Annotated in this window: 20 protein-coding genes and 2 tRNA genes; 7 read left to right on the forward strand and 15 right to left on the reverse strand. The window is 65.8% G+C overall.

The genetic code is table 11. The features are described from left to right. Positions 1 to 188: 188 nt before the first annotated feature. From lon to WDC82_RS19965, 11 genes are all read right to left on the reverse strand, one after another. Complete coding sequence (gene lon / locus WDC82_RS19915) at positions 189 to 2,600, reverse strand: endopeptidase La (protein WP_340119146.1); 2,412 nt, start codon at positions 2,598 to 2,600, stop codon at positions 189 to 191. Between the two features lie 156 nt (positions 2,601 to 2,756). Continuing rightward, positions 2,757 to 4,022, reverse strand: coding sequence for an ATP-dependent Clp protease ATP-binding subunit ClpX (gene clpX, locus WDC82_RS19920; RefSeq protein WP_340119147.1), 1,266 nt, complete (start codon positions 4,020 to 4,022; stop codon positions 2,757 to 2,759). A 333-nt stretch (positions 4,023 to 4,355) separates the two neighbouring features. Beyond that, the gene (locus tag WDC82_RS19925) at positions 4,356 to 5,015 is read right to left on the reverse strand and encodes an ATP-dependent Clp protease proteolytic subunit (RefSeq protein ID WP_340119148.1); all 660 of its coding nucleotides are present in this window, start codon (positions 5,013 to 5,015) and stop codon (positions 4,356 to 4,358) included. 164 nt (positions 5,016 to 5,179) lie between these two features. Continuing rightward, on the reverse strand, positions 5,180 to 6,634 hold the full coding sequence (gene tig / locus WDC82_RS19930) for a trigger factor (protein ID WP_340119149.1): 1,455 nt from the start codon (positions 6,632 to 6,634) through the stop codon (positions 5,180 to 5,182). Between the two features lie 135 nt (positions 6,635 to 6,769). Then, a tRNA-Leu gene (locus WDC82_RS19935) sits at positions 6,770 to 6,854 on the reverse strand. 177 nt (positions 6,855 to 7,031) lie between these two features. Further along, a complete protein-coding gene (locus WDC82_RS19940) occupies positions 7,032 to 7,385 on the reverse strand; it encodes a hypothetical protein (RefSeq protein ID WP_340119150.1) in 354 nt (117 codons plus the stop codon). An 87-nt stretch (positions 7,386 to 7,472) separates the two neighbouring features. Then, the gene (locus WDC82_RS19945) at positions 7,473 to 7,742 is read right to left on the reverse strand and encodes a hypothetical protein (protein WP_340119151.1); all 270 of its coding nucleotides are present in this window, start codon (positions 7,740 to 7,742) and stop codon (positions 7,473 to 7,475) included. Between the two features lie 116 nt (positions 7,743 to 7,858). Then, positions 7,859 to 9,391 (reverse strand): NAD(P)H-hydrate dehydratase, encoded by a 1,533-nt coding sequence (locus tag WDC82_RS19950; protein WP_340119152.1) that lies wholly within the window; start codon positions 9,389 to 9,391, stop codon positions 7,859 to 7,861. Then, the gene (locus WDC82_RS19955; protein ID WP_340119153.1) at positions 9,391 to 10,167 is read right to left on the reverse strand and encodes an aldolase/citrate lyase family protein; all 777 of its coding nucleotides are present in this window, start codon (positions 10,165 to 10,167) and stop codon (positions 9,391 to 9,393) included. The genes WDC82_RS19950 and WDC82_RS19955 overlap by 1 nt, the downstream gene beginning before the upstream one ends. 557 nt (positions 10,168 to 10,724) lie before the next feature. Next, positions 10,725 to 11,129: a helix-turn-helix transcriptional regulator gene (locus WDC82_RS19960; RefSeq protein ID WP_340119167.1), complete on the reverse strand. Its 405-nt coding sequence runs from the start codon at positions 11,127 to 11,129 to the stop codon at positions 10,725 to 10,727. A 240-nt stretch (positions 11,130 to 11,369) separates the two neighbouring features. Then, a tRNA-His gene (locus tag WDC82_RS19965) sits at positions 11,370 to 11,446 on the reverse strand. 252 nt (positions 11,447 to 11,698) lie between these two features. Between WDC82_RS19965 and WDC82_RS19970 the strand changes: the two genes are divergently transcribed. The 4 genes from WDC82_RS19970 to WDC82_RS19985 all read left to right on the forward strand — a co-directional run bounded on the left by WDC82_RS19970 (position 11,699) and on the right by WDC82_RS19985 (position 15,995). Next, positions 11,699 to 12,886, forward strand: a complete 1,188-nt coding sequence (locus WDC82_RS19970; protein ID WP_340119154.1) for a pyridoxal phosphate-dependent aminotransferase — start codon at positions 11,699 to 11,701, stop codon at positions 12,884 to 12,886. Positions 12,887 to 13,103: 217 nt separating this feature from the next. Further along, positions 13,104 to 13,442, forward strand: a complete 339-nt coding sequence (locus WDC82_RS19975; protein ID WP_340119155.1) for a P-II family nitrogen regulator — start codon at positions 13,104 to 13,106, stop codon at positions 13,440 to 13,442. Positions 13,443 to 13,586: 144 nt separating this feature from the next. Further along, complete coding sequence (gene glnA / locus WDC82_RS19980) at positions 13,587 to 14,996, forward strand: type I glutamate--ammonia ligase (RefSeq protein WP_340119156.1); 1,410 nt, start codon at positions 13,587 to 13,589, stop codon at positions 14,994 to 14,996. 483 nt (positions 14,997 to 15,479) lie between these two features. Beyond that, complete coding sequence (locus WDC82_RS19985) at positions 15,480 to 15,995, forward strand: transglutaminase-like cysteine peptidase (RefSeq protein ID WP_340119157.1); 516 nt, start codon at positions 15,480 to 15,482, stop codon at positions 15,993 to 15,995. A 24-nt stretch (positions 15,996 to 16,019) separates the two neighbouring features. Here WDC82_RS19985 and WDC82_RS19990 read toward each other — a convergent pair whose 3' ends face one another. After that, positions 16,020 to 16,403: a hypothetical protein gene (locus tag WDC82_RS19990; RefSeq protein WP_340119158.1), complete on the reverse strand. Its 384-nt coding sequence runs from the start codon at positions 16,401 to 16,403 to the stop codon at positions 16,020 to 16,022. Positions 16,404 to 16,414: 11 nt separating this feature from the next. Continuing rightward, positions 16,415 to 16,837, reverse strand: a complete 423-nt coding sequence (locus WDC82_RS19995) for an acyl-CoA thioesterase (protein WP_340119159.1) — start codon at positions 16,835 to 16,837, stop codon at positions 16,415 to 16,417. A gap of 181 nt (positions 16,838 to 17,018) precedes the next feature. Between WDC82_RS19995 and parE the strand changes: the two genes are divergently transcribed. Both parE and WDC82_RS20005 read left to right on the forward strand, forming a co-directional pair. Continuing rightward, positions 17,019 to 19,019 (forward strand): DNA topoisomerase IV subunit B, encoded by a 2,001-nt coding sequence (gene parE, locus WDC82_RS20000; RefSeq protein ID WP_340119160.1) that lies wholly within the window; start codon positions 17,019 to 17,021, stop codon positions 19,017 to 19,019. Positions 19,020 to 19,323: 304 nt separating this feature from the next. Next, positions 19,324 to 20,583, forward strand: coding sequence for an MFS transporter (locus WDC82_RS20005; RefSeq protein ID WP_340119161.1), 1,260 nt, complete (start codon positions 19,324 to 19,326; stop codon positions 20,581 to 20,583). 22 nt (positions 20,584 to 20,605) lie between these two features. On the opposite strand, the gene WDC82_RS20010 is transcribed toward WDC82_RS20005, so the two are convergent. Both WDC82_RS20010 and WDC82_RS20015 read right to left on the reverse strand, forming a co-directional pair. Continuing rightward, on the reverse strand, positions 20,606 to 21,313 hold the full coding sequence (locus tag WDC82_RS20010; protein ID WP_340119162.1) for an alpha/beta fold hydrolase: 708 nt from the start codon (positions 21,311 to 21,313) through the stop codon (positions 20,606 to 20,608). A 91-nt stretch (positions 21,314 to 21,404) separates the two neighbouring features. Continuing rightward, positions 21,405 to 21,923, reverse strand: coding sequence for an isochorismatase family protein (locus tag WDC82_RS20015; protein WP_340119163.1), 519 nt, complete (start codon positions 21,921 to 21,923; stop codon positions 21,405 to 21,407). Positions 21,924 to 22,142: 219 nt separating this feature from the next. Between WDC82_RS20015 and WDC82_RS20020 the strand changes: the two genes are divergently transcribed. Further along, positions 22,143 to 23,400: DEAD/DEAH box helicase (locus WDC82_RS20020; protein ID WP_340119164.1), on the forward strand; the 1,258-nt coding region annotated here is incomplete at its 3' end.

The following is a 23,400-nucleotide window of genomic DNA, read 5'->3' on the forward strand; positions in this document are numbered from 1 at the left end:
CCCCCCTCCTAACAGTAGGGAATAGGATGTGCAGAGAGATAAAAGAACCGCTCCGAGGAGGGGCGAATTGTAGATCGCGCTAACTTAAGGCGTCAACGCGAGAACGGCAGAAATGCAGGGGTTTTAGCCCTATTTAGGCTAAAGTTCCCCTGCTTTCCTGAAACGAATCGAGGATTGTCCGTTTCCGCTTAGTGCGTCAGCACGCCGGAGGGTGCATCGCCACCGCTGGGCGCCCGAGTCGTCTGAACGTCGTCGTCCGATTCGGTCCACTCGATGGGCGTCAGTTCCCTCACCAGCGCACGGGCGAGAACCTCGTCGCAGTCGGACACCGGAACGATCTCCATCTTCCGCTTCACGTTGTCCGGAATGTCGGCCAGGTCCTTCTCGTTCTCCTTCGGGATCAGCACCGTCTTGATGCCGGCGCGCAGCGCCGCCAACAGCTTCTCCTTCAGCCCGCCGATCGGCAGCACGCGCCCGCGCAGCGTCACCTCGCCCGTCATCGCCACGTCGCGGCGCACCGGGTTCTGCGTCAGCACCGAGACGATCGCCGTCACCATCGCGATGCCGGCGGACGGACCGTCCTTCGGCGTGGCCCCCTCGGGCACGTGCACGTGGATGTCGCGGCGCTCGAACAGCGTCGGCTTGATGCCGTACTGCACCGCGCGGCTCTTCACGAAGGACTCGGCCGCCTGGATCGATTCCTTCATGACCTCGCCCAGCTTGCCGGTGGAGGTCACCTTGCCCTTGCCGGGCAGCATGACCGCCTCGATGGAGAGCATCTCGCCGCCCACCTCGGTCCAGGCCAGACCGGTAGAGACACCGATCATGTCCTCCAGCTCCGCCTCGCCGTAGCGATAGCGCGGCACGCCGGCGTACTTCTCGAGATTGCGGCGGTCGAGCTTCACCGTCTTGGCCTTGCCGATGGCGATCTCCTTCACCGCCTTGCGCACCAGGTTGGCGATCTCGCGCTCCAGGTTACGCACGCCGGCCTCTCGCGTGTAGAGGCGGATCATGTCGCGCAGCGCCGACTCGGAGATCGACCACTCGTCCTCCTTCACGCCGTGATCCTTCATCTGCTTCGGGATCAGGTAGCGCTGGGCGATCTGCACCTTTTCGTCCTCGGTGTAGCCGGGGATGCGAATCACCTCCATGCGGTCGAGCAGCGGCCCGGGCATGCGCAGGGTGTTGGCGGTGGTCACGAACATCACGTCCGAGAGGTCGTAGTCGACCTCCAGGTAGTGATCGTTGAAGCTGCTGTTCTGCTCCGGATCGAGCACCTCCAGCAGCGCCGACGAGGGGTCGCCGCGCCAGTCGGCGCCCAGCTTGTCGATCTCGTCCAGCAGGAACAGCGGATTCGACGACTTGGCCTTCTTCATCGACTGGATGACCTTGCCGGGCATCGAGCCGATGTAGGTGCGGCGGTGGCCGCGGATCTCGGCCTCGTCACGCACGCCGCCCAGGCTCATGCGCACGAAGTTGCGCCCGGTCGCCCTGGCGATCGACTTGCCCAGCGAGGTCTTGCCGACGCCCGGAGGGCCGACGAGGCAGAGGATCGGACCCTTCACCTTCTTCATGCGCTGCTGCACGGCGAGGTACTCGAGGATGCGCTCCTTGACCTTCTCCAGCCCGTAGTGGTCGGCGTCCAGGATCTCCTGCGCGTGCTTGATGTCGCGCTTGATCTTGGTGCGCTTCTTCCAAGGAATCGAGAGGATCCAGTCGAGGTAGTTGCGCACCACCGTGGCTTCCGCCGACATCGGGCTCATCGAGCGCAGCTTCTTCAGTTCGGCGAGCGCCTTTTCGCTCGCTTCCTTGGTCAGCTTGGTCGACTTGATGCGCTCTTCCAGCTCGGCCAGTTCGTCGCGGCCGTCCTCGCCCTCGCCGAGCTCCTTCTGAATCGCCTTCAGCTGTTCGTTCAGATAGTACTCGCGCTGGGTCTTCTCCATCTGGCGCTTCACGCGATTGCGGATGCGCTTTTCGACCTGCAGCACGCCGATCTCGCCTTCCATGAAGGCATAGACCTTCTCCAGGCGGTCGCTGACGGTTTCGCTCTCCAGCAGCTCCTGCTTCTCGGGAATCTTCAGCGCCAGATGCGAGGCGACGGTGTCGGCCAGCTTCGAGAAGTCGTCGATCTGGTTGATCGAGACCAGCACCTCCGGCGGGATCTTCTTGTTCAGCTTGATGTACTGCTCGAACTGCGAGACCACCGTGCGCGCCAGCGCGTCGAGCTCGCGGTCGTCGCCCGCGTCGTCGGGCACCGGCTCGGCATAGGCCTGGAAGAAGTCTTCGGTATCGGCATATTTGCTGATGCGCGCGCGCTGGCCGCCCTCGACCAGCACCTTCACGGTGCCGTCGGGCAGTTTCAGCAGCTGCAGCACCGTGCCGATGGTGCCGACGGAATAGATGTCGGCCGGCGTCGGGTCGTCCTGTGCCGCGTTCTTCTGGGTCACCAGAAGGATCTGCTTGTCGTCCTTCATGACGTCCTCGAGGGCGCGCACGGACTTATCGCGGCCGACGAAAAGCGGCACGATCATGTGCGGGAAGACGACGATGTCGCGCAGGGGCAGAACCGGAAATAGGTTACCGCGAGCAAGTTCCAACATATTACCTCGTGCTAAACAGAGGGCGCGCAGCCGGGGGCAGGCGGGATGCGACAGGCGCCCGGGAGAGGACGCCCAAGAGTAGTCCATCCAGATTTAAAAATTGTAGATTCTTGTCGAGACTTCAAGGCCCACAAATGAGCCATGTAAAACAAGCGCTTATGCGCTGGTCCCCAAGTCTTCGCGACGATCCGTATAGATGTAGAGCGGCTTGGCCCGGCCATCCACGACCTCGCGATTGATGACGATTTCCTCGACGTTCTCCAGGCCCGGCAGGTCGAACATGGGGTCGAGCAGGATGCTTTCCATGATCGAACGCAGGCCGCGCGCACCGGTCTTGCGCGCAATCGCCTTATTGGCGATTGCCTTCAGCGCATCCTCGGTGAAGTCGAGGCGGACGTCTTCCATCTCGAAGAGGCGCTCGTACTGCTTTACCAGGGCGTTCTTCGGCTGGGTGAGGATCTCGATGAGGGCGCCCTCGTCCAGGTCCTCCAGGGTCGCGACCACCGGCAGGCGGCCGACGAACTCGGGGATCAGGCCGAACTTCAACAGGTCTTCCGGCTCGACCTCTTTCAGGATCTGGCCGGTCGAGCGGTCTTCCGGGCCGCGCACGTCGGCGCCGAAGCCGATCGAGGTGCCCTTGCCGCGGCCGGCGATCAGCTTGTCGAGGCCGGCAAAGGCGCCGCCGCAGATGAACAGGATGTTGGTGGTGTCCACCTGCAGGAATTCCTGCTGCGGATGCTTGCGGCCGCCCTGCGGCGGGACCGAGGCCACCGTGCCTTCCATGATCTTCAGCAGGGCCTGCTGCACGCCCTCGCCCGACACGTCGCGGGTGATCGAGGGGTTGTCCGACTTGCGGCTGATCTTGTCGACTTCGTCGATGTAGACGATGCCGCGCTGTGCGCGCTCGACATTGTAGTCGGCGGACTGCAGCAGCTTCAGAATGATGTTCTCGACGTCCTCGCCGACATACCCCGCCTCGGTCAGCGTGGTGGCGTCGGCCATGGTGAAGGGCACGTCGAGGATGCGCGCCAGGGTCTGGGCCAGCAGCGTCTTGCCGCAGCCGGTCGGGCCAATCAGCAGAATGTTCGACTTGGCCAGCTCGACGTCCGACGACTTGGCGCCATGCGCCAGGCGCTTGTAGTGGTTGTGCACGGCGACCGAGAGCACGCGCTTGGCATGCTTCTGACCGATCACATAGTCGTCCAGCACCGAGCAAATGTCCTGCGGCGTCGGCACCCCGTCGCGCGACTTCACAAGCGTCGTCTTGTGCTCTTCGCGGATGATGTCCATGCACAGCTCGACACATTCATCGCAGATGAATACCGTCGGGCCGGCGATGAGCTTCCGCACCTCGTGCTGGCTCTTGCCGCAGAAGGAGCAGTAGAGAGTGTTCTTGGAATCGCTGCCGCTGGACTTTGTCATACCGCTCTAACTAGGCGTCTGTTCCTCATTCGGCCATGTTAGTCAAACGGCCCGCCCCCACACAACGACAAAAACCGAGGGATTTGGGCTATGTCCGGGAAGCCTCCCGGGGACGTTCGCTAACTAAGCAATTTGAGCCTAATTCGAAGGGCTCAACAATCTCTTAACGAAAGGGTAAAGATCGCACTTTTCAAGGGTTGGCGTGGCTTTCGGCCACCACCGGACCGCTGCGCGGTCCGCTAAACGGGAGGTGCCGCCGGGCGGGCCGCCGGGGAGTGCCGGAGGCGGATTTCTCCGCCCGGGACCGCCGGCGAGCCGTCCGGAGCAGCGGTTTTAGCTCTTGCCGCCGGGCGTCGGCGATTCGCTGGCCGGGCGCTTGTCGACCACCTGATCGATCAGGCCGAACGCCTTGGCCTTCTCGGAATCCATGAAGTTGTCGCGCTCCATCGCCTTCTCGATCGTGTCCATGTCCTTGCCGGTGTGGAGGCAATAGAGCTCGTTCAGGCGCCGGCGGGTCCGGATGATCTCTTCCGCATGGATCTGGATGTCCGATACCTGACCCTGGAAGCCGCCGGAGGGCTGGTGGATCATGATCTTGGAATTGGGCAGCGCGAAGCGCTTGCCCTTGGCGCCGGCCATCAGCAGCAGCGAGCCGGCCGAAGCGGCCTGGCCGATGCACACCGTCTGCACCTCGGGGCGGATGTACTGCATGGTGTCGTACATCGCCAAGCCGGCGCTCACCACGCCGCCCGGCGAGTTGATGTAGAAGAAGATGTCCTGGGTCGGGTTCTCGGATTCCAGGAACAGCAGCTGGGCGCAGATCAGGCTGGCGACCTGATCGTGCACCGGCCCGGTCAGGAAGATGATGCGCTCCTTCAGCAGGCGCGAATAGATGTCGTAGGCACGCTCGCCCCGGCTGGTCTGCTCGACCACCATGGGAACCAGGGTATTCATGACCGTTTCAGGCAGGTCGTTCAGGGACATTCCGCTCATGGACATTCCTTAGAAGCTGGAGTCTCCCTGGATCGCCGGGAATCGGGCGACCCGGGGAAAAGTCGAAGTCGACATTTAAGTCCTGAGGCCCGCCAGGGAAAGCCCCTCGTGGAGTCGGACTCCCGAGGGTGCCTTTCCAGCCTGTTTCGTAAGTCCGCGGACGATCAGGCGTCGTCGCCGCCGCCCGCATCGCTTGAAGCGTCGTCCGGCTTGGCCTGCTTCGGCTTCGCGGCGGCCTTCTTTGCCGGCTTTTTCTTCGCTGCCGTCTGCTTCGGCTTGTCGGCGGCCTCGGCGGCTTCCTTCTCCTCTTCCTCGCGCAGCTCGTCCGGGGAAACTTCCCGTTCGGTGACCTTGGCGAGGTCGATGATGTAGTCGATCACCTTGTCCTCGAAGAGCGGCGCACGCAGCTGGGCCTGCGCCTCGGGGTGCGAGCGGTAGTACTCGATGACCTGCTGCTCCTGGCCGGGATGGCGCTGGGCCTCCATGAACAGGGCCCTGTTGACCTCGTCCGGGGTGACCTCGATCTGGTTGAGACGGCCGACCTCGGAGAGCAGCAGGCCGAGACGCACGCGCCGCTCGGCGATCGCGCGGTACTCCGCCTTCACGTCTTCGTCGTCCTTGCCCGCGTCATCGGGGTCGACGCGGCCCTGCTCGCGGTCGTGCTCGACCTGGTGCCAGATGGCGTCGAACTCCAGGTTGACCATGCCTTCCGGCACCTCGAAGTCGTGCGCGTCGGACAGCTGATCCAGGATCTGGCGCTTCACCCGCATGCGCGAGAAACCCTCGTAGTCCTGCGCCAGGCGCTCGCGCACCTTCTCCTTCAGGTCGTCCAGGCCCTCGGCCCCCATGGACTTGGCCAGCTCGTCATTCAGCTCGGCCGGCACCGACTCGCGGATTTCCTTGATGGTGCATTCGAAGACCGCCGGCTGACCGGACAGCTTCTCGTTGCCGTAGCCTTCCGGGAAGGTGACGTTCACCGTGCGGGCGTCGCCGACCGAGGCGCCGATCAGCTGCTCCTCGAAGCCGCCGATGAAGGTGTTGGAGCCGAGTTCCAGGTGATGGTCCTCGCCCGCCATGCCCGGCAGCGCCTCGCCGTGCACCGTGCCCTTGAAGTCGATCACCACGACGTCGCCGGACGCGGCCGGACGCGGGGTCTCCAGCGGCTTGGACTCCTTGCGGCTGGCCGCCAGGCGCTCCAGGGCGGAGGTCACTTCCTCCTCCGGCACCTTGATCTTCACCCGCTCCAGCTCCAGCGTGGCGAAGTCCATCGGCTGGATCTCGGGCAGCAGCTCGATGGCCATCGAGTACTCGAGGTCCTTGCCGGCCTCGAAGGAATCGATCTCGATCTTGGGCTGTATCGCCGGCCTGAGGCCGCGCTCGTTCAGCGCCTGGGCCGAGGAATCGGTGACCGCGCGCTCCAGCACCTCGCCCATGACCGACTGGCCGTACCGCTGCTTCAGCAGCTTGATCGGGGCCTTGCCGGGGCGAAAGCCGGGGATCTTGATCCGTCCGGCGAGCTCGCGAAGCCGATTCTCGACTTTCTCATTAATTTCTTTGGCTTCGATAACGACCTTAAAGTCGCGCTTCAAGCCATCGTTGCTAACTTCCGTGACCTGCATGATCGGCTAGGCCTTCCTCAGCCTTGTCTTTGGGTGATGATCCGTGAGGAAACTCCGGGCTTCGGAGCCGCCCCGGCCCGAAAACGCCCCAGAGAAACGCCCCGCAGAGGGTTTCGCATTTGGCCGCAGCTGCGCTGGTGCGGGCGGAGGGACTCGAACCCCCACGGATTGCTCCACTGGTACCTAAAACCAGCGCGTCTACCAGTTCCGCCACGCCCGCGCTGACCGCGGAGGGCCGATGTATATCATCGCAGCCGGTCGCGCAATAGCAACCGGCCGCGCAGGCGCGGCAGATCATCTGCCGCGTCGGCGTAAAAGTACAGGATTTCGCGGAAGAAACGGCGCCGGGCGCCAGGGCGGCATCAGGAGCCGGCCGGCCCGCGGAAGGGGGAGCCGGTCAGGAGCCGACGGGATCGCAGAAGTGCTCGAGGAAGGTCTTCATGCCGAGCACCCGGGGGCCGTCCTCGAAGGGCCGGTGGCCGGGCTTTTCGATGCGCAGGTCGTAGCGCACATGGGTCATGCCAAGGATCTCGCAGAGGCAGATGACGGTGGCGGTTTCCTGGCGGCCGTTGCCGTCGCCTCGGCGAAACACCCGGCCGGCCTTGACCTGCTCCGGGTTCGCCCCGCGGCGGCTGAACAGGCGGCGCTCGCCATGGCCCGTCAGGGCCCCGGAGAGGTTCTGCCAGAAGCCCGAGGAACGGCTGGCGCTCGGCTCGTTGGCTTCTCTGTTGTGCTGCGGCGTCTCAATCATGATGCCGAAGAGGCTAATGGCAAATCTTTGATGTAGGATTAATTTCGCTCAATTTCTCACGGCGCGGATACGGGGAAAAACTGAACGTCAGGCGTCCTGCTTTTCCGGCGCGATGGCGTCGCGAAAGCGTTCGGTGAACGACTGCAGGCCGAGGGTGCGGCGCTCCTCGTACTTGGCGAGGCGGGCACGCTCCACCGAGACGTCATAGGTGACGTGCGGGATCCCCAGAGCGTCCGGTCCGACATCCACCACCTTGGCGATCTCCACAATGTTGCCCTGGTGGGCAAGCTTGTAGACGGATCCGACCTTGATGGCGTCGGCCTTCAGCGGTTGCTTGAACCAATGTGCTGCGAGCATGATCTCAATACCTTCTCAATCAAGGCCTGCCCCCGGGACTTGCGCACAGCCCCGACTGCGCGAATTGCCAATTTAACGCGGCAGGGGTGAAGCTTTCGTTAACGAATATGGCAGAACTATCTAAAACTGTTGAAGAAATCCGCCTCGTTCACCGCGTTTGTGGAGAGTCGGTGAAGCTGCTGCAAAACCTCCGGTAGGGCGTTTGGCAGGTCCTCGGCGATCAGCCCCGGTCCGCGTTGCGCCGTGGCGCGGCCGTGCAGCCAGACCGCCGCGGCGGCGCCCTCGAAGGGCGCCATGCCCTGGGCCAGCAGGCCGCCGATCATCCCGGCCAGCACGTCGCCGGTGCCGCCGGTCGCCAGCCAGGGCGGCGCGGAGCCATTGATGGCCGCCCGCCCGTCCGCGGCGGCGATGACGCTGTCCGGCCCCTTGAATACGATGGTAGCGCCACTGCGGGCGGCCGCGGCGCGCGCCCGTTCCAGGCGGTTACCCCGGATGTCGGGAAACAGCCGCTGGAACTCGCCGTCGTGGGGCGTCAGCACCACCTGCGCTGCCGGATGAGTCGCGATGAGATTCCAGAGGCTTGCGGGCTGATCCTGAAACACCGTCAGAGCGTCGGCGTCGAGCACGACGGCCCTGCCCGCTTCGATGGCCGCCTCCGCGCGCGCCCGGGTCCCCGATGTCACCCCGTTGCCGGGCCCGATCAGCACCGCGTTGCGCCGCGGATCCTCCAAGGCAGCGGCAAAGTCAGCCGCTTCCGGCGCTTCCAGGGTGATCACCGCGGGGTTGGCGACGGCAAAGATGGGCAGGCTGGCCGGTGCGCAGGCGACCGAAACCAGCCCGGCGCCGATCCTCAGGCCCGCGCGGCAGGCCAGCTGCGCCGCCCCGGTCATCGTGGTGCCGCCGGCGACCAGCAGATGGCCGGCGCGATACTTGTGGGAGGCGGTGGTCCGCCAGGGATAGGCGGCCAGCCAGAGGCCCGGCCCATTCTCGAAGGTGCGCGGCGCGATCTCCGCAAGGACGGCGGCCGGAATCCCGATCTCGGCCAGGATCACCTGGCCGCAGAATTCTCGCGCCGGAACAAGTAGATGTGCCGGTTTCTTGCGGAAGAACGTGACGGTCTTCTCGGCATGAAAGGCGAGCCCGCCCAAGGGCTCCGACCCATCGCCCGGCAGACCGCTCGGCACGTCCACCGCGATCACCGGGAGGTCGAGGTCCAGGGTTCGACGGGCCAGTGCCGCCGCCCTGCCCTCCAGCGGCCGTGCCAGTCCGGCCCCGAACAGCGCATCGACCACCACGTCGCCCGCCGCGGGCTCCAGGGCGTCGAGCGGCTCGATGCGGCCGTGCCAGGTCGCGGCGGCCCAGGCGGCATCGCCCTTCAAGGCTTCCACCGGACCCAGCAGGCCGAGGCGGACCGGCCAGCCCGCGGCGGCGAGGTGGCGCGCGGCCACGAAGCCGTCGCCGCCGTTATTGCCGGGACCGCAAAGCACGCAGACCGGAGCGACCTTGCGGCGGCTCATCACCGCCCCGGCCACCGCCGCACCGGCAGCCTCCATCAACCGCTGCCCCGGTACGCCGCCGGCGATCGCGAGGCGGTCGACCTGGTACATCTGCTGCGTGGCGAGGACCGCCAGGTCCGCGGGGCCGCCCATTACCGGCGCCCCGCGGCTTCCTTAAGGGCGGCAACGCTGGCCTGGGCGCCGTCGCGCACAAACCCCAGGTCGCTGTCGACAAGAACCAGGTCGTAGCCGTCCGCGTAGAGCGACTGGACGCTGCGCGCGGGGGTCGGAATCGCGCCCAGCAGGCAGCCGGCCGCCTTGGCCGCCTTCTCCACCGCGTCGATTGCCGCCCGTACGTCCGGGTGGTCGGGCTCGCCCAGGTGGCCGAGACTGCCCGAGAGGTCGAAGGGCCCGATGAAGATCATGTCGAGATCCGGGGTGGCGGCGATTTCGGCCACGTTTTCGACCGCTTCCCGGCTTTCGACTTGGCAGATGGCAAGCACCGAGCCGCGGATCTCCTCGACGTAGTCCTGCCAGCCGACACCGTAGCGGGCGGCACGTACGATCGGCGCCGCCATGCCCCGCAGGCCGCGCGGCGGATAATGGCAGGCGGCCACCGCCGCCTCGGCTTCCGCCGCGGTGTTGACCGCCGGCACCATGACGCCGGCCGCCCCGGCGTCCAGCACCCGCTTCATCCAGGCAGGGTCGTTGGCCGGTACGCGCACCAGGGGCGCACAGTCGCTGGCCGCCATGGCCCGCATCACCGCCACCGCGTCGCCCAGATCGGCGGGGCCGTGCTCCAGGTCGATCATCGCGCAGTCATAGCCGGCGGCGGCCATCACCTCCGCGGCGGCCGGGCTGAACAGCTCGACCCAGAACCCGTTGACCTGCTGCCCCGCCCGCATGCGGGCTTTCAACGACTTATCCACCCCTGCTTCCCCTCTTTCGCAGCCTTTTCCCTGCCGCGGGCAATGCCGGCCCGCCGCGCTGCAGCTTAACGGGACCGGCCCGCCTTGTGATAGCCCGGCATCGAAGTAAAGACAGCGATTTCGCCGCCGCCGCGGCCGGCTTTTATTGGCCGCGGCCGCCGGCGCCGCCCCGGGCCTAGGCGCAGGGAAGTCAAAAAGCCGCAGCCGCGCACAGAAACGCAAATCGTCCGGCCGCCACGGACATGCCGAAAGGGCCGCGCCACCAATCGCGCCAGACTACCGGGTCAGTAACGGAGGAAGATTATTCTGCGCAATATTCTTTACTTGCATGGATGACGGTTTGTTTCACCTATGTCTTGACGAATGAGTAATCTGTTTCACGTGAAACGCGAGGGCGCCGCTATGGTTTAGAAGAGGTTAAGGTTTTTACTTGGGCTGTTCTTAAGCCCCGGTTAACCCTTTCGGGCGGGCAACCGCAACGGCGCGACCGCCCCTCGCCCGGGCAGCCTCGTGAGAATTCCCTGGCCATTGCGGCACATTGCCGGTCGCCGGAGGGATCAGTTCGGCTCGACGTGGTGGTAGGAATTGAAGGTTTCCAACCGCTCGAGCACGGCATTCAGCCGCGACTGCGCATTGGCGACGTCCTGGGCGACCGAGCGCAATTCCTGGCGCAGGATCAGGACCTCGTCCTCGATCACCTCGGTCGGACCGTCGCCGTAGCCGGTCAGCAGCCAGGTCGGGCTGACGCTGAAGGTTCCGGCCATCATGAGCAGCTTGTTGGAGCGCGGCTCCGCGCGGTCGTTCTCCCAGCCCTGCCACGTCGAGGTCTTCACCCCGAGCCGGCGGGCGGCCTGCGCCACCGTCAGCCCGGCTGCCTCGCGGGCGCGGGCAATGCGTCCGCCGATGGTGTCCGACTGGTCGTCGTGACCCTCCTTAAAAGCTTCACTCGTGTCGCTGGTGATGGGTCCATCCTCCGGTTGTTTCGTTCGAGGCTACGCGCATTCGGCCGCACAGAATGCCGCGCAGACGACCATGATCGCATCATGGGCGCCCAAAAATCCGGCGCAGCAGTGTGTTTTCGGTGTGCTTAAACCATAGGCGGAGGGGTCGGATTGTCAACCGGAGGGGCGGCACGCAGCCGCACAGCGGGGCAGATTTCATGCCGCCGTCATAATGTATAGGAGAACTTGCAGGGGGGAGCTTGGGGTGGCTGATGGGAATTGAACCCACGACCTCCGGTACCACAAACCGGCGCTCTAACCAACTGAGCTACAGCCACCATAGATTTTCCGGCACTCTTGAAGGGGGGCCTTGAGGCCTTGCGCGGGGCGCCGGATGGGCGTGTTTAGACCTCCGGCCGGCAGCCGTCAAGAGCGCGCTGCGCCTGCCCTTCTCCGGTCCTGCCGCCGGCTCGCCCGGCCGCCCGGCGGCGGTTTGCCGGCTTGCGGCGGCGGCCTCCTGTGCCCTAGTGTGCCCCAGTTCAGGGAGGTCAATTCTCCGATCACAAGGAACGGGGTGGGAGGGGGCGGCAATGCTCAAAACCGCGGCCGCGGTCGCACGGCTGGGTACCGAAAGCGCCTTCGAGGTGCTGGCGCGCGCCAAGCAGCTGGAGGCGCAGGGCCGGGATATCATCAATCTCGGCATCGGCCAGCCGGATTTCCAGACCCCCGAGCATGTCGTGGAAGCGGCGGTGAAGGCGCTGCGCGACGGCCACCACGGCTACACGCCCGCCAACGGCATCCTGGAGCTGCGCGAGGCCGTCGCCGAAGACCTGGAGCTGCGCCACCGGGTCAGCGTCGATCCCGGCAGCGTCGTGGTGGTGCCCGGCGGCAAGGTCACCATGTTCTTCGCCGTGCTCATATTCGGTGAGCCGGGCGCCGAGATCCTCTATCCGAACCCCGGTTTTCCGATCTACGAGTCGGTGATCAACTTCTCCGGCGCCACGGCGGTGCCGATCCCGCTCAGCGAAGCCAACGGCTTCGCCTTCTCCGCCGAGGAGGTGCTGGATCTCATCACGCCGAAGACGCGCCTGATCATCCTCAACAGCCCGGCCAACCCGACCGGCGGCGTCGCGCCGCGTGAAGAGGTCGACCGACTGGTCGCGGGGCTGTCCGCGCATCCGGACATCGCCATCCTCTCCGACGAGATCTACAGCCAGATGCTCTACGACGGGCGCGAGCACGTCAGCCTGCTGCAGTACCCGGAGATCCGCGACCGCGTGATCATGCTGGACGGCTGGAGCAAGACCTACGCCATGACCGGCTGGCGCCTCGGCTTTGCGGTGTGGCCCAAGGCCCTGGTCGAGACCGCGACGCGTCTCGCCATCAACTGCCACTCCTGCGTCAACGCCGCCGCCCAGTACGCCGGCATCGCCGCCCTGCGCGGCCCGCAGGACGCCGTCGCCGAGATGATGAGCGCCTTCGACATGCGCCGCCGGCTCATCCACCGGGCACTGAACGCCATCCCGGGGGTATCCTGCATCGACCCGGCGGGCGCGTTCTATGCCTTCCCCAACATCGCCGGCACCGGCATCCCGGCCAAGTCCCTGGAGGTCGAACTGCTGGAGCGCGCCGGGGTGGCGACCATCGCCGGAACCTCTTTCGGGCGTCATGGCGAGGGCTACCTGCGGCTGTCCTATGCCAACTCCCAGGACAATATCCGCGCGGCGCTGGAGCGCGTCGCCGGCTACCTGGCCGATCGGGAGGCGCTTTCGGCATGATTGGTTTGCGTGCAAATTGCCTTCAATTTGGGCAGCGCACGGGTGTTTCCCAGCGTGGCCCGCGCCGCCGCGAGGCAATATTGTAGGATTTGGCGATCGCCAGACAGTTGGCACGCCGCGTGCTTAGGCGAAGAGAGGCACTGGTTCGCCAGCGAACGATACCGAGCAACAAACGCCCAGCAGTCATTCGGCCAGATACACAGGACCCATACACGCAATGAAGAAAATCGAAGCGATCATCAAGCCGTTCAAGCTTGATGAGGTGAAGGAAGCGCTGCACGAGGTCGGCATCAAGGGCATCACGGTGACCGAGGCCAAGGGCTTCGGGCGCCAGAAGGGCCACACGGAGCTGTATCGCGGCGCTGAATACGTCGTCGATTTCCTGCCCAAGGTGAAGGTGGAAGTGGTCCTGGAGGACGACCTCGTCGAGCGCGCCGTGGAGGCCATTCAGCAGGCGGCCCACACCGGACGCATCGGCGACGGCAAGATTTTCGTCAGCGCGATCGAGGAATCCATCCGCATCCGCACGGGCGAACGCGGAGCCGCGGCCGTTTAGGCCGGCTCCCCACGCGGCTTCACGCGCAGCCCCGCAAGGGGCCGCAACCAGGGGATCGGGTTACAGACTTCAGCCGCAGTTCATCGGACTCCCTTGAACTCGGTCCACGTAAACCACTGTTGAGAAAAAACGGAAAGAGCATCCATGTCAGACGCCAAATCCATCCTTGCGATGATCAAAGAAAAGAACATCGTCTACGTCGACTACCGTTTCACGGATCCGCGCGGCAAGTGGCAGCACCTCGCCATGCACGTGGACGCGGTCGACGAAGATGCGCTCAACGAAGGCATCATGTTCGATGGTTCGTCGATTGCCGGCTGGAAGGCGATCAACGAGTCCGACATGATTCTGCGACCCGACCTCAGCTCCGCGGTGATCGATCCTTTCTGCAACCTTCCGCAGCTGATCCTGTTCTGCAACATCATCGAGCCGTCGACCGGTGAGCTCTACGGCCGCGATCCGCGCTCGACCGCGCTGCGCGCGCAGGAGCATCTGAAGTCGACCGGCATCGGCGACACCTCCTACTGGGGTCCGGAAGCCGAGTTCTTCGTGTTCGACGACGTGCGCTACGAAGTCTCCTCGAACCAGACCTTCTACTTCATCGATTCCGACGAAGGTCCCTACAACACCGGCTCGATGTTCGAGGAAGGCAACATGGGCCACCGCCCGGGCATCAAGGGCGGCTACTTCCCGGTGCCGCCGGTTGACTCGGCGATGGACCTGCGCGGCGAGATGCTGAAGGTCATGGGAGAGATGGGCCTGGCGATCGAAAAGCATCACCACGAGGTGGCGCCCTCGCAGCATGAACTGGGCACCAAGTTCCAGTCCATGATCACCGCCGCCGACCACATGCAGATCTACAAGTACGTCGTGCACCAGGTCGCCCACCAGTACGGCAAGTCGGCGACCTTCATGCCGAAGCCGGTGTCCGGCGACAACGGTTCGGGCATGCACACCCACCAGTCGATCTGGAAGGACGGCAAGCCGCTGTTCGCCGGCGACGGCTATGCCGGCCTGTCGGAGATGTGCCTCTACTACATCGGCGGCATCATCAAACACGCCAAGGCGCTGAACGCCTTCACCAACCCCTCGACCAACAGCTACAAGCGCCTGATCCCCGGCTTCGAGGCCCCCGTGCTGCTCGCCTACTCGGCGCGCAACCGCTCGGCCTCCTGCCGTATCCCCTACGGCGAGAGCCCGAAGGCCAAGCGCATCGAGGTCCGCTTCCCCGATCCGACGGCCAACCCCTACCTCGCCTTCGCGGCGATGCTGATGGCCGGCCTGGACGGCATCAAGAACAAGATCCATCCGGGCGATCCGATGGACAAGGACCTCTACGACCTGCCGCCGGAAGAACTGGCCGGCGTTCCGACGGTCTGCGGCTCGCTGCGCGAAGCCATGGAGGCCCTGGAAGCCGACCACGAGTTCCTGCTTGCCGGCGACGTCTTCAGCCGCGACCAGATCGACTCCTACATGGATCTGAAGTGGGAGGAGATCTTCGCCTTCGAGCACGCGCCGCACCCGATCGAGTACAAGATGTACTACTCGGTCTGACGGCCGCGCCGCCCGGACAAGGGCGGCAGCTTTCAACGATCAAGGCCCCGCCGGCGACGCGCTGGCGGGGCTTTTTTCGTCGGCGCAGCACATGGTTTCAGGGCTATGCCGCGCCAAGAAGACGCGATCGCCGCCCTTCCTTTTCGCTTATGAGTGGCATGGCCTGTCCACGTATTAGACTTAAAGTATAGACTACTTAAATTGGTATCGTGCTAGTATTACTGGCGCGAATATATCCGAGACTGATCAACTTTTGCGAAATCGTAAAGCTTCTGTTAAAATATTTCCTTTGTCTCTCCTTTGCTCGATTTATAGACCACAGACTACCCCTCCAAATTAACCTCTGCTGGCAAGCGCCGCACTATAAACAACCAAACATCTTCATCATGTTTGGAGTAGATAGTGCTTTCGCGACGTAGCGTACTTTTCAGCCTTGGAGGCCTGGCAGCCGGTGCTGCGGTTCCCGCCACGGCCCATGCGGCCATGACCGGCCTGCCCGGCCCCTTGCCCCTCTCCTCCCCGATGTCGGCCGGGGACTATGTGCCGGCACCCGCGGCGTGGTTCGCCCTCCTGCGCCGGCATCCCGAACTCGACCCCGCCGGTTCTCCGCTGAAACCGGTCAGGCTCACCGTTCGCCAGGCTGCGGAACTGATCCAGGTGAACAAGGAAATCAATGCCAGCATCCGCTACCGCGAGGACCGGACGCGCGACGTCTGGGAGGTGGGCGGGCGCGAAGGCGACTGCGAGGACTACGCCATCCGCAAGCTGTCGGTGCTGACCCAGCAGTACGGCTTCCCGCGCGGCGCCCTCACCCTCAGCGCCTGCCGCCTGGACCGCGGCCGCGGTCATGCCGTGCTGCTGGTGCACAGCGACAACGGGGTCTACGTCATGGACAACCTCACGCCCCGCGTGCTGCCCTGGCGCAAGCTGCCCTACCGCTGGGTGGCGCGGGAGGAGCCCGGTGCGCCCTTCCGCCTGTGGCGGGCCATCGCGACCTGAACCGGCCGGCCGGCTTGCGGACCGTCAGCGCGGCAGCGTCAGGCGGAAAGTCCTGCCGCCGTCGCCGTGCACCGAATCGTGCGCGCGAATGACGACCTCGGTCACCTCCGGCGGGATGACGACACCGCCGAGAGAGCGGGTGAACGGCTGCTCGGCCTCGTGCGGGTGCAGCAGCACCCGCGTCCCCAGCACCCGCCCCTGCGGCGTCTCCACCTGCCAGCGATCGGCGTAATGGTCCCAGCCTTCGTCGGCGTGGCGCACGGTGACGCTGAAGCGCCAGGTGCCGTCGCTCTCGCGCGCCGCTTCGGCACCGACCACGTCGGCTTCGCCGGCCTGGACCGCACCAAGCGGCAGCAACAGGGCGAGCGCGAGGGCAGCGGCAAGCGGGCCTTTCAGGCGCCGGGGCATCTGCGAGTCTCCTATTCCTCCGGCGGCACGGGGCGCGGCCGCCCGTTATCGTCGATGGCGACCAGGGTGAAGGTGCCCTGAGTCACCTTCACATGGGCATGGGGCAGCGTGTCACTGAAGCTGCCGCGCAGCGCCCAGGCCTCGATATGGATGGCGATGGAGGTGCGCCCGATGCGGATGATGTCCGCATAGGTGCAAAGCACGTCGCCGACGTAAACGGGCCGGTGGAACACCATGGCGTCGACCGCGACGGTGGCGACGCGCCCGCGCGCCCTCGCCCCGGCGGTGATGCCGCCGGCAATGTCCATCTGCGACAGCACCCAGCCGCCGAAGATGTCGCCGTTGGGATTGGCGTCGGCCGGCATCGCCAGAGTGCGGGTCGCCAGAGTGCCGCGCGGCCGGGCGGATTCCTCGGTGGCGGGATCAGCGGGCATGGGCGGCACGGCAACAGGGGGACAAGTAAGGCATGGACAGGGGGCCTCTCGCTAACTAGATATCGGGGCTTCAGATAAGATACGCTACTCGATAGGCGATTCCATTGCCCCGATTCGGCCGCTTGCGGAAGCCCTTCCCGACCGCGCCGGACCCTCAGCTTCGTTCATAGCACAGGCCAAGATGGCGGACCTCTTTCAATCCTCCTCCAAAAAGTCTTCCGGCAAACAATCAGGCTATTCGGCCAAGGACATCGAGGTCCTGGAAGGCCTCGAGCCGGTGCGCCGGCGCCCCGGCATGTACATCGGCGGCAGCGACGAAGGCGCCATGCATCACCTGGTGGCCGAGGTGCTGGACAACGCCATGGACGAGGCCGTCGCCGGCCATGCCTCGCGCATCGAGATCGAACTGCAGCCGGGCAACCGGGTCGTCATCAGCGACAACGGCCGCGGCATTCCGGTCGACCCGCACCCGAAGTACAAGCCGAAATCGGCGCTGGAGGTCATCCTCACCACCCTGCACTCCGGCGCCAAGTTCTCGCAGAAGACCTACGCCACCTCCGGCGGCCTGCACGGTGTCGGCGTCTCAGTGGTGAATGCGCTCTCCGATGAACTCACCGTCGAAGTCGCGCGCGACCAGAAGCTTTACGTGCAGAGCTACTCCAAGGGCGCGCCGACTTCCAAGCTGTCGAAGGGCGCCCCGGTGAAGAACCGGCGCGGCACCACGATCGCCTTCCATCCCGACCCCGCGATCTTCGGCAAGGAGGCGCAGTTCCGGCCGGCCCGGCTTTACCGCATGGCGCGCTCCAAGGCCTATCTCTACCGCGGTGTCGAGATTCGCTGGAGCTGCGACAAGAGCCTGCTGGGCAAAGGCGACGCGACGCCGGAGAAGGACAGCATCCACTTCCCCAACGGCCTGCAGGATTTCCTTTCCGCGACGCTGGATCAGCGCAAGACGCTGACGCCCGAGCCCTTCGTCGGCGAAGCGAAGTTTCCCGACGAGCAGGGCCGCGTCGAATGGGCGATCTCGTGGCCGCTCGACGAAGACGGCTTCCTCAGTTCCTACTGCAACACCGTGCCCACGCCCGAGGGCGGCAGCCATGAGGCCGGCCTGCGCTCCGGGCTGCTGCGCAGCCTCAAGGCTTATGCCGACATGACCGGCAACAAGAAAGCCGGCCCCGTGAACGCCGACGATCTGTGCGGCGGCGCCTGCGCCATGCTGTCGGTCTTCATCCGCGATCCGCAGTTCCAGGGCCAGACCAAGGAGAAGCTGGTCAGCGTCGGCGCCACCAAGCTGGTCGAGACCTCGATCAAGGACCACTTCGACCATTGGCTGACGGCGCATCCCGAGCGCGCGCGCCTGCTGCTGGAGCGCGTCATCGAGCGCGCCGACGAGCGCCAGCGCCGGCGCCAGGAAAAGGAGCAGAGCCGCAAGACAGCGACGCGCAAGCTGCGCCTGCCCGGCAAGCTCTCCGACTGCTCGCGCAGTTCGTCGTCCGGCACAGAGATCTTCCTGGTCGAGGGCGATTCCGCCGGCGGCTCGGCCAAGCAGGCGCGCTCGCGCGAGACCCAGGCGGTGCTGCCGCTGCGCGGCAAGATCCTGAACGTGGCCAGCGCCTCCGCCGACAAGCTGAAAGGCAACCAGGAGATCTCCGACATCGCGCTGGCGCTCGGCTGCGGCATGCGGAGCAGCTTCGATCCCGAGAAGCTGCGCTACGAGCGAATCATCATCATGACCGACGCCGACGTCGACGGCGCCCACATCGCCTCGCTGCTGATCACGTTTTTCTATCGCGAGATGCCGGGGCTCATCGAAAGCGGCCGGCTGTTCCTGGCGCAGCCGCCGCTCTATCGCCTGACCCAGGGCAGCGAGAGCGTCTACGCCATGGACGATGCGGAGAAGGACAAGTTCATGACCTCGCGCTTCAAGGGCCGCGGCAAGATCGAGGTCAGCCGCTTCAAGGGCCTGGGCGAGATGCCGGCCAAGCAGCTGAAAGAAACCACCATGGACCCGGGCAAGCGCACCCTGCTGCGGGTCACCATCGCCGCCGAGGGCGATGCGAATCCGGCCGCCGAAGGGAAGAAGGCCTCGGACCTGGTCGAGCAGCTGATGGGCCGCAAGCCGGAACTGCGCTTCGCCTTCATCCAGGAAAACGCCCGCTTCGTCCACGAACTGGACGTCTAGGTGGACAGTTCCTCGGCCGCTTTCCAATTCTCCATTGTCACCCCGGACAAGCGAGCGCAAGCGAGCGCGATCCGGGGCCCATGGCAGGGGCGGGTTCCCAGCGGTGCAAAGCGATGTCACAACGTCCGGCAGGTCTGCCGATGTCGAGGTCAGCGCCTGGCCTCTCCGTGGATCCCGGCTCGCGCTCGCAAGCTCGCTTGGCCGGGATGACAGGCCGGGAAACCGGCACTGGCCAGCGTGCTCCTTCCGACCAGAGCCCACGCGCGGTGGCCGTTGCGCCGCGGATGTGCTAGAGCGGCGGGTAATGACCGCCGCCTTCGCCCCAATCACCGCCCTGCTGCTGAGCGTCGCGCTGCTGCTGATGGGCAACGGCCTGCAGGGCACCCTGCTGCCGGTGCGTGCCAATCTGGAAGCCTTCTCGGCCACCGATATCGGCATTCTCGGCTCGGCCTACTTCCTGGGCTTTGCCAGCGGCTGCCTCTACGGGCCGCGGCTCATCCGCCGCGCCGGGCACATCCGCACCTTCGCCGCCCTGGTCGCCATCGCCTCCTGCGTGGTGCTGGTGCACTCGCTGTTCCTCAACGCCTATCTCTGGTGGCTGCTGCGCGCGATGACCGGCTTCTGCTTCGCCGTGCTCTACATGGTCATCGAGAGCTGGCTGAACGAAAAGTCGACCAACGACACGCGCGGCTTCGTGTTCTCGCTCTACACCATCATCAACCTGACCGTGATCACCATCGGCCAGCTGATGCTGGGCCTCGACCGGCCGGAGAATTTCCAGCTTTTCATCCTGGCCTCGATTCTAGTGTCGCTCGCCGCCGTGCCGGTGGCCCTGACCAAGGCCGAGGCACCGGCGCCGCTGCGGTCGGTGAAGATCCGTCTCGGCCATCTCTACAGGCTCTCGCCGGTCGGCGTCGTCGGCTGCCTCGCCGTCGGCCTCGCCAACGGCTCGTTCTGGGCGCTGGCGCCGGTCTTCGCCCAGAACAAGGGCGCGGACAGCTGGGGCGTCGCCATTTTCATGAGCGTGGCGGTGATCGCCGGCGCCCTCGGCCAGTGGCCGCTGGGACGGCTCTCCGACAAGATGGACCGCCGCCGGGTCATCATCGGCGCCGCCTGCGGCTCGGCGGTGGCGGGCATGCTCTTCGTGCTGTGGGCGCCGCCCTGGGGCGACGGGCTGCTGGCGCTGGCTTTTCTCTTCGGGCTGTTCGCGTTTCCGATTTACGGTCTCTCGGTCGCCCACATGAACGACTACGTGGAAGCGGACGGTTATGTCGAGGCGGCCAGCGGCCTGCTTCTCGTCTTCGCGCTCGGCGCCGTGATCGGTCCGATCGTCGCCTCCACGCTGACGTCATACTTTGGTGCCGACGCTCTCTTCGGCATGACCGCCGCCGTGCAGCTCTGCCTCGCCGGTTTCGCGCTCTATCGCATGCAAATGCGGGCGCCGGCACCTGAGGAAGAGCACGTCTCCTTCACCGAGTCCCTCAACCTGGCGCAGACCGTTTCGACCGTCGACCTGACTCACGACGAGTCCGAGGGCGATGGGGAACGCCGCGCCGCCGGCTGAGCACGCCCTCCCGATCGCAGTCCTAGTCTTCCGCCTGCAGCCAGCGCCGCAGCGCCGCGGTGACCGGCTGCGGCCGTTCCAGGGTGGCCAGGTGGCCGCAGTCCTCGATCACCACCAGCCGCGCCCCGGCGATGCCGGCGGCCATCGCCTTGTGGTCTTCCAGCGGCGTCAGCGCGTCCTCGCGGCCGCAGAGCACCAGGGTTGGCACGTGGATGGCGACCAGGGTGGCGCTGTGGTCGCGGCGCCCCAAAATAGCGCGCTGCTGGCGGATGAAGGCCTCCTTGCCGACGCGCTCGGCCATGGCGGTGACGGTGCCGGCGAGTTCCGCATCGCCCAGGCGGTCGCGATGGATGAACAGCGGCAGCAGGCGCGGCGTCACCCCTTTGAACTCGCCCTTCTCGGCCAACTCGATGAGGCCGCGGCGGCGTGCGCTCTCGGCGTCGCCGTCGGTCTGGAAGCGGGTGTCGAGCAGCGCCAGGCGGCTCACCCGCTCAGGTGCCCGCGCGATGACTTCCAGCGCCACATAGCCGCCCATGGAAAGCCCGGCCAGCGCGAAGCGCTCCGGCATCGCCGCCAGCACGCTCTCGGCCATGGCAGCGATGGACTCCTGGGAGGTGAGGTCGGCGACCCAGGGGTCGGCGATGTCGCCCAGGGCGTCGACCTGCGGCCGCCAGAGGGCCGCATCGCACAGCAGGCCGGGCAGCAGCGCCAGGGGTGTCTTATCGCTCATCACGGTCCGGAAGGATCAAGAGGTAACCCACGGGGAGGATGGCCATTGTGGGCGATTCCCTGCGCCCCGGCAACTGAGCGCCCCCGGTTGCCTAGCCTGCCTGCCGCGCCGACCACGCCGCCATGACCGCGGCGCTGTCGCTGAGCCGCGCGCCGGCACGGGCCAACCGCGCCAGGGCCGCGTCACGGTTGAGTTCGGCGCGTGACGCGACCGCGTCGGTCACCAGGGTGACGGCAAGACCCTGGGCCAAAAGGCCGAGCGCACTCTGCAGCACGCAGACATGGGCTTCCATGCCGGCGATCACCGCGTGGCGGACGCCGTGCGTGCGCAGGACCCGCGCGAAGGCCGGCTCGCGCGCCGCCGCGAAATGGATCTTCTCGACCACGGCGCCGGCCGGCAGCCGGTGGCGCAGCGCCGGCACGGTCGCGCCGAGCCCACGCGAATACTGCTCGGTCGCAAGTATCGGAAGGCCGGCTTCTTTGGCTTTTTCTATCAGCGCGGCAATGCGTGCCGTCACCTGCGGCGCGCCGGCGATGGCCGGGGCCAAGCGTTCCTGCACATCGATGACGACGAGGCCGCTGCCCATCATGGGCTCCTTGATATTCGGCACCGGTGGGACCATCTTGCTTATTGGAAGGTTAACCATATAAGTCTCGCCATTGAGCAACAATATTGTGCGGCTGAGGCCGCAAAGGCGAGACGGCTAATAATTTAGGCAGTTAACCGCCAGTTATCATTGACAATCGAAGCCCAATTCCTATTATCCGGGCCAAGTTCGATTGCCATGAGTTCAATCGACTAAGTTACTCCAAACTGAAATACGGATTGCATGACGTTCGAAGATCTTGGACTGAGTCCAGAGGTCCTGAGGGCCGTTCAGGACGTGGGATACACCACACCGACCCCCATTCAGGAAAAGGCCATTCCGGTCGTCCTGATGGGTCGCGACGTTCTGGGTTGCGCCCAGACCGGCACCGGCAAGACGGCGGGCTTCACCCTGCCGATGATCGACATCCTGTCGAGCGGCCGCGCCCGCGCGCGCATGCCGCGATCGCTGATCATCGCGCCGACGCGCGAGCTGGCGGCCCAGGTGTCGGAGAACTTTGAGCTCTACGGCAAGTACGGCAAGCTCTCGATGGCCCTGCTGATCGGCGGCTCCTCCTTCGTGGACCAGGAGCAGAAGCTGGATCGCGGCGTTGACGTGCTGATCGCGACGCCGGGCCGTCTGATCGACCTCTTCGAGCGCGGCAAGATCCTGCTGGCCGACGTGAAGATCCTGGTGATCGACGAGGCCGACCGCATGCTCGACATGGGCTTCATGCCTGACGTCGAGCGCATCGTCGGCCTGCTGCCCAAGATCCGCCAGACGCTGTTCTTCTCGGCCACCATGCCGCCGGAGATCCGCCGTCTGGCCGACAAGTTCCTGATGAACCCCAAGGCGATCTCGGTCGATCCGCCGGCTTCGGCCGCGCAGACCGTGACCCAGGGCCTGGTCAAGCTGCGCGGCGCCGCCAAGGAAAAGCGCGCTGCCCTGCGCAGCCTGATCCGCTCCGAGGGCGTGAAGTCCGCGCTGGTGTTCTGCAACCGCAAGCGCGACGTCGACGTGGTGTTTCGCTCGCTCGAGCGACACGGCTTCTCGGTGGCCGCGCTGCATGGCGACATGGCGCAGCCGGTGCGCATGGAGACCCTGCAGTCGTTCAAGGACGCCAAGGTGGAAATTCTGGTGTGCTCCGACGTCGCCGCGCGCGGCCTGGACATCCCGGCGGTCTCCCATGTGTTCAATTTCGACGTGCCTTCCAACCCGGAGGATTACGTCCACCGCATCGGCCGCACCGGCCGTGCCGGGCGCAGCGGCAAGGCCTTCACGCTGGCGCTGCCAGAGGAGAACAAGTATCTGGCCGGCGTGGTCAACATGCTCGGCATGGAGATCCCCCTGGTCCAGCTGGAAGGTGCCGAGGAATGGCAGCCCGGCGAGGCTGCGGACGAAGGCCGCGGACGCCGCCGCGGCGGCCGTGAGGGCGCGCGCGACGGGGGCCGCGACCGTGGCCGCGGCGGAAGCCGCGGTGGCGACAGCCGGCGGCGGGGAA

Origin of the sequence: Pelagibius sp. 7325, assembly GCF_037652055.1 — a bacterium.
In the GTDB taxonomy this organism is placed as follows: Bacteria; Pseudomonadota; Alphaproteobacteria; order Kiloniellales; family Kiloniellaceae; genus Pelagibius.

Excerpts from the sequence above, each read along its gene's own strand:
- lon (WP_340119146.1), bottom strand. The coding sequence starts at position 2,600 with ATGTTGGAACTTGCTCGCGGTAACCTATTTCCGGTTCTGCCCCTGCGC.
- clpX (WP_340119147.1), bottom strand. The coding sequence starts at position 4,022 with ATGACAAAGTCCAGCGGCAGCGATTCCAAGAACACTCTCTACTGCTCC.
- WDC82_RS19925 (WP_340119148.1), bottom strand. The coding sequence starts at position 5,015 with ATGAGCGGAATGTCCCTGAACGACCTGCCTGAAACGGTCATGAATACC.
- tig (WP_340119149.1), bottom strand. The coding sequence starts at position 6,634 with ATGCAGGTCACGGAAGTTAGCAACGATGGCTTGAAGCGCGACTTTAAG.
- WDC82_RS19940 (WP_340119150.1), bottom strand. The coding sequence starts at position 7,385 with ATGATTGAGACGCCGCAGCACAACAGAGAAGCCAACGAGCCGAGCGCC.
- WDC82_RS19945 (WP_340119151.1), bottom strand. The coding sequence starts at position 7,742 with ATGCTCGCAGCACATTGGTTCAAGCAACCGCTGAAGGCCGACGCCATC.
- WDC82_RS19950 (WP_340119152.1), bottom strand. The coding sequence starts at position 9,391 with ATGGGCGGCCCCGCGGACCTGGCGGTCCTCGCCACGCAGCAGATGTAC.
- WDC82_RS19970 (WP_340119154.1), top strand. The coding sequence starts at position 11,699 with ATGCTCAAAACCGCGGCCGCGGTCGCACGGCTGGGTACCGAAAGCGCC.
- WDC82_RS19975 (WP_340119155.1), top strand. The coding sequence starts at position 13,104 with ATGAAGAAAATCGAAGCGATCATCAAGCCGTTCAAGCTTGATGAGGTG.
- glnA (WP_340119156.1), top strand. The coding sequence starts at position 13,587 with ATGTCAGACGCCAAATCCATCCTTGCGATGATCAAAGAAAAGAACATC.
- WDC82_RS19985 (WP_340119157.1), top strand. The coding sequence starts at position 15,480 with ATGACCGGCCTGCCCGGCCCCTTGCCCCTCTCCTCCCCGATGTCGGCC.
- WDC82_RS19990 (WP_340119158.1), bottom strand. The coding sequence starts at position 16,403 with ATGCCCCGGCGCCTGAAAGGCCCGCTTGCCGCTGCCCTCGCGCTCGCC.
- WDC82_RS19995 (WP_340119159.1), bottom strand. The coding sequence starts at position 16,837 with ATGCCCGCTGATCCCGCCACCGAGGAATCCGCCCGGCCGCGCGGCACT.
- parE (WP_340119160.1), top strand. The coding sequence starts at position 17,019 with ATGGCGGACCTCTTTCAATCCTCCTCCAAAAAGTCTTCCGGCAAACAA.
- WDC82_RS20005 (WP_340119161.1), top strand. The coding sequence starts at position 19,324 with ATGACCGCCGCCTTCGCCCCAATCACCGCCCTGCTGCTGAGCGTCGCG.
- WDC82_RS20010 (WP_340119162.1), bottom strand. The coding sequence starts at position 21,313 with ATGAGCGATAAGACACCCCTGGCGCTGCTGCCCGGCCTGCTGTGCGAT.